Annotated in this window: 1 protein-coding gene; it reads right to left on the bottom strand. The window is 58.5% G+C overall.

The features are described 5' to 3' along the window. Positions 1-500: 500 nt before the first annotated feature. The coding region (locus tag SxD43FB_RS23775) for a TolC family protein (protein ID WP_141249648.1) at positions 501-931 on the bottom strand (431 nt) is incomplete at its 5' end.

Consider the following 931-nt stretch of genomic DNA (forward strand, 5'->3'; position numbering starts at 1 on the left):
TGGACCGCGCGTCTGACCCACCACCCGGCACGACCGTCATATGGAGAGGAATGACGCGACTCGCCGATCTCGTTGAGGGAGCTCGAATCTCGAGGCACCCAGCAGGCACTTGTGGGTAAGAGCAAGCTCAATCGGTCGGTTACCGTCTGTCGGGTACAAGGTCGTATACGCGGTCAGGACAACTCCCCGCGGGATAGATATTCGTCGGACAGAAATTCTATTCAATCACACGTCGAGGCCGATAAACTGCTCTATGGTTGTCTCCGGTCCGATGTTGCGTCCGGCTATGCGGTCGTGAATCCGTATTTCATCCTATCGGGGGCAACCCCCGTCAAACACATCGCAATCGCCCCGGGGCGCGTTACCCCGCGAAACTCTGTATAATCGCAAGGGCCGCAGGATGGATGCCGAACAGGCGGGTTGCCCTGTGCCAAAAGTCATCATTGGCGGTGGGCAGGGCCGCCGATTCTTGTATTGGCAAGTCCGGACAGATACCATCATTATTTGCTGATAAGGGCTGAGGCTTGACTCCCAGCTTCTGTCCATCCCAGTCCGAGCGACTTCTGTATGGCAACATAGCTGGCGGTGAGGGCCGCAACCGCACTGCGCAGGTTTGCCTCTGCAATCCGCTGCTGGCGGTCAGCCTGCAGAGTGTCGCCTCTCGAAATGACCTGCCGCGCATAGCGCTGCCGCATCAGCGTTGCCGCTTCATCTGCTGACCGCTTGATTTCGGCAAAAGCGGCGACGTTTCGCCTTTGCTGTGCAAAGCGCGCAAGCGACGTCTCCGCATCCTCAAGCGCGCCGAGCACTACCTGCCGATATTGTGCCTCGGCTTCATCGCGACCAGAGCGTGCCTGTGCTATCGCCGCTGACGTTCGTCCAAAATCGAGCAAGCCCCATTGCAGCTGAGGGACGGCGATGTTGGAAATAT

Source organism: Sphingobium sp. D43FB, assembly GCF_002312805.1.
Lineage (GTDB): Bacteria > Pseudomonadota > Alphaproteobacteria > Sphingomonadales > Sphingomonadaceae > Sphingobium.